The sequence below is a fragment of the Oceanobacillus kapialis genome (assembly GCF_044790185.1).
In the GTDB taxonomy this organism is placed as follows: Bacteria; Bacillota; Bacilli; order Bacillales; family Amphibacillaceae; genus Oceanobacillus_B; species Oceanobacillus_B kapialis.
Window position 1 is genome coordinate 2,776,262 of the sequence record NZ_CP085256.1, and the last position, 13,937, is coordinate 2,790,198.

Here is a 13,937-nt window from a genome sequence, read left to right on the forward strand (position 1 = left end):
CCTTGATAAAACATACAATCGGGTAACCAGTCGTTGATTACCCGATGTAGCTTATTACATACTTTCTTTTGCCAGACGTTTTCTCCAAATTAAGTAAAGGATAACACCTATGCCGAAAAGGGCTAGGCCTCCTGCCAAGAAGTTAAATGTGTCTGTCGAAGTTTCAGGCAGTTTTTTACCAGATGCATGTTCACTCGTATTTGCAGATTGTTTTAGCTGGTTTTCCTGCTTTGTCTTATTATTGGATTGCTCGTTCTTAGGAGCGTTTTCCTCGTTAGGATCCTGCTCTTTCGGAGGATTTTGTTCTTTAGGTTCCTCTTTTTCTGGCTGTGTTGGATTGTTTTCCTCATCTTCCGGGTTCTCTGGTTTTTCTTGATCTTCTGGAGTTTCTGGTTCTTCAGGGGTGGTCGGTGGATCTACTTCCTCACTTGGTGTAGCGAACTGATACACCGAACCACTACCATCAAGCAGCTTTTGATAAGCAACAAGGGCAAGGAGCGCCTGCTGTGTTGACATACCACCAGATGCTTCATCCATTAAGTGGCTGAACCCACCGTCTGCCTGTTTAAATTTCAGCAAATGCTGAAGAAGATTTCCGCCTTCTTTTGTAAACGGTGATGAGGTAGGATCAACCCCAACAGCTGTTAGCCCAATGATGGCTTGGGAGACAGATTCACTGGAGTCACCGCCATTAAAGGCTATATCATAGCCACCTGCTGCATCCTGACCTTCTGAAAGATAGGTGACCGCACGTTCTATAGCAGCTTTCACTTCAGGGTCATCCTGATATGGCGCAAGCGCTGCTAAGGCCATTCCCGTTATGTCAGGGCTTGGTTCACTACCAAAGTAAGTCCATCCTCCATCATTCAACTCTTTATCTAAAATACTTTGTACTAAATTCGCACGAAAATCCGCTGAGCCCTTGTAATCTGTGCTATCTATGGCAAGTAAGCCATAAATCGCAGCATTGATCGCTGGATCTTCCATCCAGGAGTGGGTGATCAGCTTGTCAATTAAGTTATATCCATGAATGCTGGAGGCATCTTTGCCAGCAGCACTAAGGCCAATCATAACTTTTTCCAATTCAAAAACACTGCGGAATTCTCCTTTGTTTTCATCAAGCAATGCTTCAATACTTTCAACATAATGATCCGGAATTGCCCGGCTAGTGTGAGCTACTCCCCATACCCACCATTCACTTCCATAATTTAACGTGATATTAGCGTTATCCATATAGGAAAGCACGTCGTTCACATTGGGCTGGACTTGTTCTTTGGTGACGGCTGCTGGTGCTTCGTCAACAGGGGCTTCTGTTTCCTCTTCGGTGTCCTCCGTTGGTGTTTCGTCGTTAGGTGCTTCTTCTTCCTCTTCTTCAGGAGGTACGTATGTAGATAGTTTTAGGTTCACCTCTTGGCCTGCCTGTATTGTTTGTGCCGCTACACTAGTAGAGATTGCCTCATTATCTACGGTGACGTTCCAATAATCATTTGGACCGAGTTCTGTTTCACCTATGTTATTGATAAAGGTAAAATACGTATCATCTATTGATAAATCGATGCTTAATCCTTCCTGTAAAGCTGCTTGATACAAAGCGTCATAAGCACTTGCCCCAGCTGCAATTGACACTTCCTCTTCTTTCATGATAGCGTTATCATTTCCATCCTGTGCAGAAACTTTTACCGATACCTCAGGGGAAAAATTCTCTAAATCTCTTACGGCAAATAAAAGATTGTCTCCATGCTCTACTTCATAAGAAGACGCTCCAACATCTGCTGCCTTCCCGTTCACATTAAAAGACCATGCATGAGAGTCTGTCTGCGGGACTTCTCCGATACTAGTTATCATATTTCCAAAATCGTATTCCTCATACTGAATCTCTTGACCATGCGCCTCGCCAGCATCCAGTAACACATCGAATGCCGTATCTCCTTCTTCTAATTCAATTGCTGTGAGTGGAATGACTGCTTCCCCATTTTCACCAATAGCCTTAATCGTAATGGCATCGTCCAAATTAGCAGCATGCACGGATAACGGCTGCATAAACGTGATATTCCCAATGATCAGCAAAAGGCTGAACAAAAATGCAGCGTATTTTACCATCCTGTTATTCATTTCTTAACCTCCTATTATTCTAATTCTAGTGCTGTCTCACCTAGTTTTTCCCCACAAAAAATACACCTCTTCCCGAAGAGATGCATGCGTGACGTAGCGTATTGAACAGTTATGTATATAGAAAGCTCTGGGTTGTAAAATCCGCTGACACACCTCCCTATCCGCGTAGGTTTGAATGGTGTAAAAAAACAGGCAGGTCTCCTGGCTCATGATCAACATTTTCTATGAACCTTCCCATCTAGTGACAGTGGTATTTACATAGAAAACTCCCATTTACAGTGGCGGGACCGCGCCGGAATTACACCGGCTTCCCTTTTAATAATGTATGCTTAGGCATACATCAACCCATCTTTTTCCTATTCAATTATCTTTATGATAATCAACTCTAGGGATCTAGTCAACTAGCGATTTTTGGGTGGGTGGTGCGCTTCTTGTTGGGGTGGCGCGCCACTTTGTTCGGCTGGCGCGCTTCTTTTGAGGCTGACGCGCCACTTTGTTCGGCTGGCGCGCTTCTTTCTATGCTGGCGCGCCACTTTGTTCGGCTGGCGCGCTTCTTTTAAGGCATGCTGCGTCACTTTAATTGGCTGGCGCGCGACTCAGAAAGGCGCGCTGTTTCACTATTTTGTTAACACATCGACCATGCCGGCATGCCCGATCATAACGACGTCTGCCATGTTTATAAATAGCCCAGTTTCTACTACTCCAACGAGAGCTTTCAAGTCGTCATGTAGTTTGGCTGGATCATGGATGATTTTAAAGTCACAATCCAAAATATAGTTGCCATTATCTGAAATAAATACTTCTCCGTCTTTTTGGCGAAGCTGTGGCGCACATCCGAACTGGGCGATTCGACTCCTTGTTGATTCCCAACCAAATGGCACCACTTCTACTGGGAGGGAGAACGTACCTAAATAATCCACGACCTTTGTTTCGTCTACAATGATAATAAGTCGCTTTGCTAAAATGTCTACAATTTTCTCCCGGACAAGATAGCCGCCACCACCTTTTAGTAAATTCAAATGTGGGTCCACTTCATCAGCACCATCTATTGCAATATCGATTCCATCCACATTAGAAAAATCGGCCAATGGGATGCCTAGCTCTTTTGCTAGTTTAGCTGTTTGATGAGAGGTTGGTACGCCAACTATCTCAAGCCCTTCCTTTACACGTTCGCCTAATGCCTCTAGCATAAATGTAACCGTTGAACCAGATCCGAGCCCAACTGTCATACCATCTTTTATTTCCTTTACAGCTTCATTTGCCACGAGTTTCTTATTTGCGTCCATTATCCTCTTCTCCTTTACTTAGCACTGTCTATCTTCCTCTAATAATTAATGTTACCCTGTTCCAAGGTTTATAACTCCTAAAACGCTCTTTTAGTCTTAAATCCAGGGCGAAGAAGATAAAACTGAAACCAAAGAAAAAAGACAGCCTAATAGCTGTCTTCATTCATAAGCAGGCTTATCTGGATAAAAATAATTCGGCTTATTAACCGTATTGTCAAAAGGCTTATGGAAAATATGTGTTGTTGCTGGAGATAGCGGTGGGATGAGCCACGCCCATTTTCCTGTAACCGTCCGTCCTGCCTTTTTTTCGTTGTTCTCAAACACTTTGAATTGTTTCGCGGCTGTATGGTGGTCGACAATGGCCACACCACTTTTTTGGAAAGAATCCAATACCGCTACATTTAACTCCACTAATGCGCGATCCTTCCAGAGAGAATTTAAATGTTTTGTGCTAAGACCTAATTGCTCTGCAACATGGGGGAGCAAATTATAGCGGTTTTCATCAGCAAGGTTTCTTGCCCCAATTTCGGTTCCCATGTACCAGCCATTAAAGGGAGCTGCCGGATAATTAATGCCACCAATTTCCAAGCGCATATCGGAAATAATCGGTACCGCATACCATTTCACTTCAAGGTGGTGAAAGATCGCAAAGTCTGGATGGCGGATAGGTACTTCTAACACGAGCTCCTCTGGTATTTCTCTAAACGCGGGTTCGTTATTTCCGACCTGTATGACGATCGGCAATAAATCAAAGGCTGTGCCTTTTCCCTCCCAGCCTAATTGCTGACATTTTTCTGTTAAAGCAAGAGAAGCAGGATCCCCTACAATCCCATCTTCTGTTTGATACCCAGCATAGCGGAATAATTGGTGATTCCAAATCTTTACCATTGCTCCCTCTTCATTCTCAGGAGGAAAAATCGTAATACGTGGCTTTATTTTCCCTTCATTCGTCGCTTGTTCGATATGTGTAAACAATTCGTCAAAGACAGCATCCTCGGTCGCTATGTGCCTGGCATCTACTACCTCCAGCCTGTCCCAAAACAGTCTGCCAATGCAGTGATTGTTGTTTCGCCAAGCGATTTTAGCTCCTTGCGTCAGTTCCTCTGTCGTTTGCACATATGTACCAGTTTCCTGCAATTCCTTTTGGACCGCAGCGCGCCGCTCTGTTATCTCTTCTTCTGGTTTTCCAAGTTCTTTATATACATTAAAAATATAATAATCAGCTTCTTGCATACGTTCCGTTATATTCATCGTTTGCTCCTTTAATTTGCATCTGCTTATGCTCAAGTTTAGCAAACTTAAAGAAAATTTGCGTCACGAAAAAATGACAATTATGTATGCGAGACGATTAACTCTGCTTCTCCTGATAACTGATAATCTGTTATTCCATTTGGCAAAATAAAATGGTCCCCTTTTTTAACGGAAAATTGTTGACCTGCAACAGTGATAGTTGCTTCACCTTCTGTCACACTACACTGTAGGAAATCTACTTCTAGACTCTGCTTGGCCTCCCCATTTAGGGTCCAATGATACACCGTGAAATACTTTTCCTCGACAAGCTTAGTAGAAAGTAGTCCACCATTACGAGCCTGTTTTTGATCCAGTTCAGGTAATTCATGGGGTACTGTAGTCACTTGCTTTGCACGGTCTAAGTGTAATTCTCTAGGGTTACCTTGTGCGTCAGTACGGTCATAATCGTAGACGCGGTACGTAATATCCGAGCTTTGCTGTGTCTCTAGTATGACGATTCCCTTCCCGATTGCATGCAATGTGCCACTCGGGACGTATACAAAGTCACCGGCTGTAACAGGGATACGTTGCAGTAGGGCATCCCACTCGCCTTGATCCATTTTGTCATTAAGTTCCGTTTGCGTTTTCGCGTGATGACCTAAAACTAACTCCGCACCTTGCTCTGCTTCCAGTACATACCAGCATTCTGTTTTTCCATAAGGCTGTCCCTCAACCTCGCGAGCAAACGTATCATTTGGGTGCACTTGAACGGATAAATCGTCATTGGCATCCAGGACCTTCACTAATAGCGGATACGCTTCCAAATTACCTGGATCCTTCCCAAATAGCTCACCGTGATTTTCCCACGCATCCGCCAGCGTTTTACCAGCTAAAGGCCCATTCCCTATTTCACTAGGACCGTTCGGGTGAGCGGAGATTACCCAGGCTTCACCGGTGTTTTCTGATGGGATATCATATTGGTAAAGGTCTCGAAGCTTTTGCCCTCCCCAAATTCTTTCTTGTAATACAGCTTGTAAAAAGATCGGTTCTTGATACATGATTATTCCTCCAGTCTCTTTCTTTCGTACCCTATTATAGCAAAGTTGAAGGAAGGAAAGAAAAATGTGACCTGCCTTTTTTCCAAGAAAATTTGCTATGTATCACCCAAAAATAAAAACTTTTTACGAAATTTATTAAAAAGAGGTTTTAAGTGTTCAGAACAGGGGTATACATTAAACAATATAACTAACCATTTCTGAGGGGAGGAGCATGAAGTGAAGCGGTTAAACGAGAAAGAAGAAAAATTTTTACAAACGATTATTGAGAAAGATAATGCACTTTTCCAAATGGAGGGGAAAGTCTATACCATTTCGCTTGTGCAGGAAACGGAACGGCCTTTAGAGATGACAAATCAATCCTCCCCTATCGAAGAAAAGAAGAAAAATATATTAGAAGGCAAAGAATTTTCCATTGATGAAGTAGTTGATATGATGGATAGTGGCGTGCTATAAAGTGAAACTTCATTTGGTGGGGGTCTACTTCCTCCCCCACCAAATGTTAGTTAAACGAATCGGACCTTTACTGGCAGTTGACCCCCCACTTAAAATGCATGATTGTTTCCCGCATTCTTGAAGTGGGGGTCTTACTGCCAGTTAAGGCGGGATAAATTACGGTAAGCAGTCCTGGTCAAAAGGGGCTGCTTTTGTTTTTATTTTGCAGGAACAGGGAATTAAAAGGATGTGACTATTTTTAAAGGAGTGAATTTAGTTGGCAGATACTATACGTGTAATGAACCCCGCAACAGGAGAACTCATAAAAGAAATTAATAAATTTACCGAAGAGGAAGTAACCGAAACACTTCGTAAAGGTAAGGAGAGCTTTTCTTCCTGGAAAAAAGTGAATGCGCATGAACGCGCCCGTCTTCTCCAGGCGTGGGCCACGAAATTACATGAAAACCAACAAGAAATTGCAGAGCTCATGACATTAGAAAATGGAAAACCCTTGAAGGAATCACAGGGAGAGGTTGCCTATGCAGCAAGCTTCATTGAATGGTATGCAGAAGAAGCAAAACGTGTATACGGCAGGACAATCCCTGCTCATACAGAGTCGAAACGAATCATTGTGCAAAAAGAGCCTGTCGGATTAGTAGCGGCTATCACGCCATGGAACTTCCCTGCAGCTATGATGACCCGAAAAGCCGCACCTGCCTTGGCAGCAGGCTGTACCTTTGTCGTAAAACCAGCATCGGAAACACCGCTTTCTGGTATTAAAGTCATTGAACTGGCACATGAGGCCGGCATTCCGGAAGACGTGATCCAGTATGTCACAGGCTCAGGAAGTGACATTGGGAAGCTATTTACCGAAAGTGAATATGTACGCAAGATTACGTTCACTGGCTCTACTTCTGTCGGCAAAAAGCTCATTGAGGGAAGCGCCAGCACGGTGAAAAATGCGACAATGGAGCTTGGTGGACATGCACCACTGATTGTGGCAAAAGATGCAGACCTAGACCTGGCAGCAAAGCAAACCGTTGCGACCAAATTCCGTAATGCAGGCCAAACCTGTGTGAGCGCCAACCGCATCCTTGTCCATGAAGATGTAGTCGATGCATTTGCAGAAAAACTGGTAGAAGAAACAAGCAAGCTGAAAGTCGGCAATGGTCTAGAGGACGATGTTGCTATCGGTCCAGTGATTAACGAAGATGGCTATGATAAAATTGTCGCTCATGTCAAAGATGCGAAGCAAAAGGGTGCCGAGGTCCTGCTTGGTGATGCCTATGATGCAGACCAGGAAAAAGGCTACTTCTTTGTCCATCCCACTGTTCTAAAAAACGTGACAACCGATATGGATATCATGCATGAAGAAACGTTTGGCCCGGTCGCTCCTATTACGAGCTTCAAAGAGATTGATGAAGCGATCGAGATTGCCAATGACACACCATTTGGTCTCGCAGCCTATTACTTTACGAACAATTATAAAACAGGCACCTATTTAAGTGAACAGCTTGAATATGGTATTCTGGGCTGGAATGATGGTGGCCCGTCTGCTGCACACGCGCCATTTGGTGGCTTAAAGGAAAGTGGACTTGGACGTGAAGGTGGACTTGAAGGAATCGAGCCATATTTAGAAACGAAGTATATTTCGATTGGTGATTTTGAATAAGAGTTGGTAGGGGTTGGTGAATCGTCAACTTCCTCATTAAAACTGTTTTACCATATGATAAAAAAACAAACCCAAGCCTAGGCTACTACAATCAGCCCAGGCTTGGGTCTTTTAATGCTGTAAATCGAGAACGATTCGTGACGAAAAGGCTGGCGTTTCGTACTCCACTGCTTCATCGACATGTAAAGCTACTACTATATTATCATCTTGCTGATAGTAATCTATCTCAGAAATAACGGGACTGTTACTTACTTGGATAGTTCCGCCCTCAGGATCTAATTCTCCTTGTATGGCACCATAAGGTATGTTAATGAATAGGCGGTCCGTTTCTCTTTCCAGTTCATAATTCGTTGTCGTTTTATTGAGATCAAGCACGATGCGGGAATAGCTGGAATGAATCCCATATCGGATGTTTTCTAAAGCTGGTGTAGAAATAACAGCTTGGCGTTCGGCTGTAAGTTCCTCATACGTTGCGTATAATGTTCCCGTTCCATTTTCTTCTGCGGTAAAAGTACCCTCCTCTACATGACCGGAGATTCCCTCAACTTCCCACAACACCGCTTCTTCTGAGATCTGCATTCTCTCTCCATTTTTCGTATAGCCTTTTACCGTTAAATCAACTGATTCTCCTGGTGCTGCAGATAAATCCAGCGGGAAGATACCGAGCACTGGTTGACCTTTATAAGGTTTAGCCCCTTTTGGATATGGGCCATATAGTAAATAATTGTTACGTACCTCTTTTACCCAACGCTGTTGTTCGTCCTCCCATGATTGCATAATCTCGGAAACTGGTTGGTTATCCAGAATCATCCCAGGTACCTCTGTACTGCCGATTAAGTTTGTATAGCTTTCTGTCATATCAAATTCCTCAGGATTCTGGTCTCGCATTGCATCCACTAAATGCAAGCCTAAGGCTACTAGATTGATAGCGGAAGGATCCTCGATATGCACCTGGACCCCCGCTACTCGCTCCCCTTGATACTTCCCAAACATGGGGGTGTAATACGCTGGCCGGAAATTTACGCCGGCAAGATCACGGCTTTTCATCTCCTCCGCAAGTGCTTCTGCATCAATCCACGGGGCCCCTACTTGTTCAAATGGCTTTGTGGTCCCAAGTCCTGTTGAAAGTGTGGTATCATCAACAAGCTCTGTGCCAGCATATAGATAGGCTGATTCCTGTGTGGGAATATTTGGCGATGGCTGCACCCATGGAAGACCCGTATCTTCAAAATGCATGTCCCGTTTCCAGCCCTTCATTTTTGCCACCTTTAAATTAACTCCCATGCTATATTCATGGTTCCACATGGTTGCCAGCTCGCCTGGTGTCATCCCGTGACGTACAGGCAGGAGAAATCTTCCCATAAAACTCACAGCATCCTCTGAACGGAGTGGTCCTTCTACACGCTCCCCGCCGATCGGATTTGGTCGGTCCAGTACAATTACTTCTTTATCCATCTCCCCTGCTGCTTCCATAGCAAATCCTAATGTGTAAATGTATGTGTAGACGTTGGAGCCAATGTCTTGGATATCGAATAAAAGTACATCCACTTCTTCTAGCATTTCCTCTGTTGGCTTCCAAGTCGAACCATACAGGCTGTAAACAGGCAGTCCGGTTTCCTCGTCAATATAAGATTCTACATACTCGCCAGCCTCCTGGTCTCCTCTTATTCCATGCTCCGCACCAAATAAAGCGGTCAAATTAACGTCAGGATGCTCATACAGTAAATCAATGGTACTGTTCAGTTCCCGGTCCACGCCGGTCGGGTTTGTGATCAGCCCGACCCGCTTTCCTTCAAGCCAATCTAAATGATCTTCTATTAACACCTCTACCCCGGGCTTTACGTTAGCCTTTTTCTTCTGCTTTTGCTTTGCTTCCACACCATCGTTACTCCCAGCTGTGAAAAGACTTACGACTAACATAAAACAAAGCACGAGCATAAAACGTCGTTTCATCCAATCCCTCCTCAGGTAAGCTAGTCATCCGTTGGCTTTAGCCATTGCTCCACTTTTTGTTCGAGCTCATGCTGTCTTTTATACAAGTGAATCATTTCGGTTATCAGGGTTTGTTCGGACATCACCGTCATTAGATGGTCTTGTGCATGCACGAGAATCACTGGCAATACGCCAAGCCTTTCCTGTGCTTCCTCCTGGATAAAGGATGTTTGTACTTTATGTGCTTTTAATAATTCCTCGGAGGCTTCTTTTAACATGTCTTCTGTGCTGGCGAAATTACCTGCTCTCCCTTCTTCTAAGGTTTTGTGTAAGATTCCCTTGGCGTTGCCTGCATGCAAGATGATTTGCATGGATAAATTATCTACGTTCATCTGCTATTCCTCCAAAATGGATCAGCTCAATTGATTCGGCCTGAAGAAGGCGTTTCATATTTTCATCTGTTAAAAGGGCAAGCTCCTTCATCCTTACGTCTGTATAACTGCTTCTTTCTAGCAGCCATGTGTCCAAAAACGCCGGATGACACATGATTTCCGTCACCCCTTCTTTCGTCGAGGTAAGCACGTCTTGCAAAAATGAAAACTGCACATTTTCTTCCCCGTAAAAGTCATGGCATAAGTAATCCGGTCCTGAGATATTTTCCCACCTTGTTTCAGAGAAGGATCGGACTGGTAATTGATAAGCTTCAGCTACTTCAAGAACCGCCTCAAGCGCTTGAGGAATATGCAAATGCTGGTGATGATGGCTGTCTATATGTGTAACAGGTGGATGCCATTGTAAAAGCAATTCAAGCTGGGCAATTAATTCGGCTTTGATGTCCTCTTTTTTAGCTGTGTTTTTTAAGTCCTCCCCTTTTAAAAAGGCCCCTTCCTTATCTACTAAGCTCGGAACAGCGCCAGACACTGGTCGCCCAGCATCCAGCACAAAATGTAAACCGATACCTAAATTTGGGTGGTGGCGTGCAAGTTCAAGAGCTTCTTTGGAAAAAGGCGTGTTGACCATGGCCGTGGTGCTAGTTACAAGGCCGAATTGATGAGCATAAAGTATGCCCGCTGTCACACCTGGTGTCATCCCGTAATCGTCGGCATTGATGATGACTTGCTTTTTGGCTCGCTTCATGTGCGTGTTAGACCTCCTCTTCCTTAGACGCTGCTACTGCTTCATGCTGCTTTTCTTCTGCCAGAAGCTGTTTATCATACATTTTAAAGAATGGGAAATAGATAAACATGGCAACCGCGATATTCACGAGCATCAGAACGCCTCCTCGCCAATCACCGGTTGTAAAAATACCTGATAGTGGTGGTGGCGTCGTCCATGGCACAATCACATATGGCTTCCCTACTAAACCAATCGACATAGAGAAATACGTGATGATCCCGACGGCAAGTGGTGCTAAAATAAACGGAATAATTAATAATGGGTTCATTACGACAGGTGCGCCAAAGATGACTGGCTCACTAATATTAAAAATACTCGCTCCAATCGACCCTCGACCGAGCCCTTTTAAGTGCTTGGATTTTGCTAAAAACAGAAACAACAGGGTAAGTGCCAGCGCCATCCCCGAGCCGCCGACTGCCCACCAAATCGCCATATAAGGCTGCCCTACGATATGTGGCAGTTCTTCTCCTGCTCGCTGTGCTGCAATGTTTTCATCTGTCAGACTATACCAAATTGGTGCCATCACACTTGCTACAACGGAAATACCATGAATCCCAAACGACCAAAGTAAATGAATAAGTAAAATGGCAATCATCGCGCCCCAGAAGCTGCTGCCAAGCATTTGCAATGGCTCACGAAGCACCGCTCCCACGATACCGTGTAGCGATAAATCCCAAGTTGAACGAAGTAAAAGGTCGACACCCCATACCAGGGTAATAATTACGAATCCAGGAATTAATGCCGTAAATGCTCGCCACACAGAAGGTGGTACACTGTCTGGCATGCGAATGACAATATTTCGCTGTTCAAAGAATCGAAAAACTTCTACGGTGAAAATTGCTAATAAGATGGCGATAAACAGTCCTTCGCTTCCCATTAAATTAAGAGGAATGTTTCCTTCTTCAGTCAGCGGTGTTGCCACAAAGAATGCTGCCGTACTTAATACCCCTGCCGACAGTCCATCCATGCCGTAGCTTTTGGCTAAGCTATACGCGATGGCAAAAACAGCGATAAGACCAAGCAAACCAAACGTAGCATCCACCGGAATACTAAGCGTCGCTGCAAAAGGTGCCATAAATTCTTGCCATGGTTTGTATGGTGGTGAAGAAATGATTAAAAAAATACTTCCAATGATCAATAACGGCATAACGGAAATAATCCCATCTCGAATTGCTTTCAAGTGGCGCTGCTCCGCCATCCTTCCAGCTACAGGCATGAAATAACGTTCCATAAATGCTTGAAACCCCTTCATTGACCTTCTCCCCTTTGTTACTTTATTTTTGTAATGCTAATGCTTGCTCCAGCACTTTCTTCCCATCTAGTGTGCCATATGCCTTCATATCAATAATCGCAATCGGGACCCCCGCTTCCTCAGCTTGCTTAAATAACGCGTTCTTCTTGTAGCGTATTTGTGGTCCTAGTAATAGCACATCTGCTGTTGCTAACTGCTTTTCGATATCATCTACGGAATGTGCCTCAATGACCGCATCAATCGATTGATTCGCAGCTTCCTGATTCATTTTTTTCACGAGTAGACTTGTACTCATTCCCAGTGCACATAGCAGTGTGATTTTCATGTGTTCACCTCCCATTATTGGATCGACAGTGTTTTCCAGTTAAGGTACGGTTCGTTTACGGCCAGCATGTCCGCTAGAATTTCCTTTGCCTTCTCAGCTGAAGGGATAAGCGGATGAAGGGTGAGTGCTTGAAGGGCGATCCCCTCATCCCCTGTCACAGCAGCTTCCACCGTCAATTCTTCATATGCTTTTACCACTTGCAGAAGTCCACGGATTTGTGGGGGCGGCTCTGTTGTTTGTATAGGTGTGATTTGATGGCTTTCCACAACGCAATTCACTTCCACACAAACATCATTTGGCAGGCAGGAAATCGCCCCATTGTTGCGGACATTTACCGTATGAACCCGTTGTGCATTTAAATGAATATCCCGGATCAGTTGGACAGCTGCCTCAGAATAATAAGCTCCACCTCGTTGTTCTAATGCTTTTGGCTTTTCATTTAACGATGGATTTTGATAGAGTTCAAAAAGCTCCTGTTCTACTTTTTTCACTTGATCTGCCCTTGTCTCATTGCGTTCAAGCTCCAACTGCTGTTGTTCCAAAATCGTATCTGTCTGGTAGTAATACTTGTGATAGCCACAAGGAATGGCTCCAAGGGACTGCAAAAAGTCCAGATCCCAGCCAAAGTCAGGTATATTGGCCGCCTCATAAATGGACGATTTCCCTGTCAAAATATCGTTCAGATGCGACTGCCCTTTTACATACAAATCTGTAATCCATATGAGGTGATTGATTCCGATAAAGTTGATGCGCACGTCATCGACTGGTACATCATACGTTTTGGCGAACCTTTTATAATAATTAAAGGGATTATTACAAAGACCAACCACTTTGACCATTGAATGTTTTAACACCGCTTCTGTAACAATGCCTGCTGGATTTGTAAAATTTAAGAGCCAGGCATCTGGGGCAAGCTCTTCGATATCCTTGCAAATACTCAAGATGACAGGGATGGTTCGGAGGGCTTTCATAAAACCTCCTGCCCCTGTGGTTTCCTGACCGATCACCCCATGTTTAATGGAGATGTATTCATCATGTCGGCGCATGGCTAATTGTCCAACCCGTATTTGTGTGATGACATACGATGCATCCTTTATTGCTGCCCTTCTATCCAACGTGGCGACAATCCGAATATCCTGCCCTGACTTTTCCACCATGCGTTTGGTTAAGGCCGCCATAATCTGCAGTTTCCGATCACCCTCTGGAATATCTACCAGCCATATCTCCTTTACTGGGAGAGTTTCTGCTTCTGCAAGTAACCCTTCTACCAGCTCTGGTGTATAGGAGGAACCCCCACCAATTACTGCTATTTTGATAGATTCCATCGATTCACTCCTTTCTTTTAACAGGTTGTATTTATTATATTCTGATAAATGAAGCACTTGCATATATTCTTTTTCCATTGTCAACGGTAAAAAGGTAGTTGGTAATGAGGCACTATACAAATAAGCACTGCCCTTGC

The 13,937-nt window shown here is 44.1% G+C and carries 12 protein-coding genes and 1 riboswitch; of the genes, 2 read left to right on the forward strand and 10 right to left on the reverse strand.

The window, feature by feature from the left end; genetic code table 11:
* Positions 1-54: 54 nt before the first annotated feature.
* The 4 genes from LG273_RS14450 to manA all read right to left on the reverse strand — a co-directional run bounded on the left by LG273_RS14450 (position 55) and on the right by manA (position 5,686).
* Positions 55-2,112 (reverse strand): DUF4430 domain-containing protein, encoded by a 2,058-nt coding sequence (locus tag LG273_RS14450; RefSeq protein ID WP_404454755.1) that lies wholly within the window; start codon positions 2,110-2,112, stop codon positions 55-57.
* A gap of 173 nt (positions 2,113-2,285) precedes the next feature.
* Positions 2,286-2,476: riboswitch (cobalamin riboswitch) on the reverse strand.
* A 253-nt stretch (positions 2,477-2,729) separates the two neighbouring features.
* A complete protein-coding gene (gene rpiA / locus LG273_RS14455; protein WP_404454757.1) occupies positions 2,730-3,398 on the reverse strand; it encodes a ribose-5-phosphate isomerase RpiA in 669 nt (222 codons plus the stop codon).
* 159 nt (positions 3,399-3,557) lie between these two features.
* Positions 3,558-4,649 carry a nitric oxide synthase oxygenase gene (locus LG273_RS14460; RefSeq protein ID WP_404454760.1) on the reverse strand — a complete coding sequence of 364 codons (1,092 nt, stop codon included), beginning with the start codon at positions 4,647-4,649 and terminating at the stop codon, positions 3,558-3,560.
* Positions 4,650-4,729: 80 nt separating this feature from the next.
* Positions 4,730-5,686: a mannose-6-phosphate isomerase, class I gene (manA, locus tag LG273_RS14465; RefSeq protein WP_404454763.1), complete on the reverse strand. Its 957-nt coding sequence runs from the start codon at positions 5,684-5,686 to the stop codon at positions 4,730-4,732.
* A gap of 216 nt (positions 5,687-5,902) precedes the next feature.
* Here manA and LG273_RS14470 point away from each other — a divergent pair, with 216 nt between their 5' ends.
* Entirely contained in the window at positions 5,903-6,139 is a 237-nt protein-coding gene (locus tag LG273_RS14470) for a hypothetical protein (protein ID WP_404454766.1), read from the forward strand.
* A gap of 256 nt (positions 6,140-6,395) precedes the next feature.
* Entirely contained in the window at positions 6,396-7,790 is a 1,395-nt protein-coding gene (locus tag LG273_RS14475) for an NAD-dependent succinate-semialdehyde dehydrogenase (RefSeq protein ID WP_379562696.1), read from the forward strand.
* A gap of 111 nt (positions 7,791-7,901) precedes the next feature.
* Here LG273_RS14475 and LG273_RS14480 read toward each other — a convergent pair whose 3' ends face one another.
* Genes LG273_RS14480 through LG273_RS14505 form a run of 6 tightly spaced genes read right to left on the reverse strand, consistent with a single transcriptional unit; the run spans position 7,902 to position 13,800 of the window.
* A complete protein-coding gene (locus LG273_RS14480) occupies positions 7,902-9,743 on the reverse strand; it encodes an exo-beta-N-acetylmuramidase NamZ domain-containing protein (RefSeq protein ID WP_404454769.1) in 1,842 nt (613 codons plus the stop codon).
* Positions 9,744-9,763: 20 nt separating this feature from the next.
* Complete coding sequence (locus LG273_RS14485; RefSeq protein WP_404454772.1) at positions 9,764-10,114, reverse strand: PTS lactose/cellobiose transporter subunit IIA; 351 nt, start codon at positions 10,112-10,114, stop codon at positions 9,764-9,766.
* Positions 10,101-10,859, reverse strand: coding sequence for a carbohydrate deacetylase (locus LG273_RS14490; protein ID WP_404454775.1), 759 nt, complete (start codon positions 10,857-10,859; stop codon positions 10,101-10,103). Before LG273_RS14490 ends, LG273_RS14485 begins: the two co-directional genes overlap by 14 nt.
* Before the next feature lie 7 nt (positions 10,860-10,866).
* Entirely contained in the window at positions 10,867-12,150 is a 1,284-nt protein-coding gene (gene celB, locus LG273_RS14495) for a PTS cellobiose transporter subunit IIC (RefSeq protein WP_379562700.1), read from the reverse strand.
* Positions 12,151-12,172: 22 nt separating this feature from the next.
* Entirely contained in the window at positions 12,173-12,475 is a 303-nt protein-coding gene (locus LG273_RS14500) for a PTS sugar transporter subunit IIB (protein ID WP_379562701.1), read from the reverse strand.
* A 14-nt stretch (positions 12,476-12,489) separates the two neighbouring features.
* Positions 12,490-13,800 (reverse strand): 6-phospho-beta-glucosidase, encoded by a 1,311-nt coding sequence (locus LG273_RS14505; protein WP_404459560.1) that lies wholly within the window; start codon positions 13,798-13,800, stop codon positions 12,490-12,492.
* Between the last annotated feature and the right edge of the window lie 137 nt (positions 13,801-13,937).

Coding starts and splice junctions, on each gene's coding strand:
- LG273_RS14485 (WP_404454772.1), bottom strand. CDS start 10,114: ATGAACGTAGATAATTTATCCATGCAAATCATCTTGCATGCAGGCAAC.
- manA (WP_404454763.1), bottom strand. CDS start 5,686: ATGTATCAAGAACCGATCTTTTTACAAGCTGTATTACAAGAAAGAATT.
- celB (WP_379562700.1), bottom strand. CDS start 12,150: ATGAAGGGGTTTCAAGCATTTATGGAACGTTATTTCATGCCTGTAGCT.
- rpiA (WP_404454757.1), bottom strand. CDS start 3,398: ATGGACGCAAATAAGAAACTCGTGGCAAATGAAGCTGTAAAGGAAATA.
- LG273_RS14505 (WP_404459560.1), bottom strand. CDS start 13,800: ATGGAATCTATCAAAATAGCAGTAATTGGTGGGGGTTCCTCCTATACA.
- LG273_RS14490 (WP_404454775.1), bottom strand. CDS start 10,859: ATGAAGCGAGCCAAAAAGCAAGTCATCATCAATGCCGACGATTACGGG.
- LG273_RS14500 (WP_379562701.1), bottom strand. CDS start 12,475: ATGAAAATCACACTGCTATGTGCACTGGGAATGAGTACAAGTCTACTC.
- LG273_RS14450 (WP_404454755.1), bottom strand. CDS start 2,112: ATGAATAACAGGATGGTAAAATACGCTGCATTTTTGTTCAGCCTTTTG.
- LG273_RS14460 (WP_404454760.1), bottom strand. CDS start 4,649: ATGAATATAACGGAACGTATGCAAGAAGCTGATTATTATATTTTTAAT.
- LG273_RS14480 (WP_404454769.1), bottom strand. CDS start 9,743: ATGAAACGACGTTTTATGCTCGTGCTTTGTTTTATGTTAGTCGTAAGT.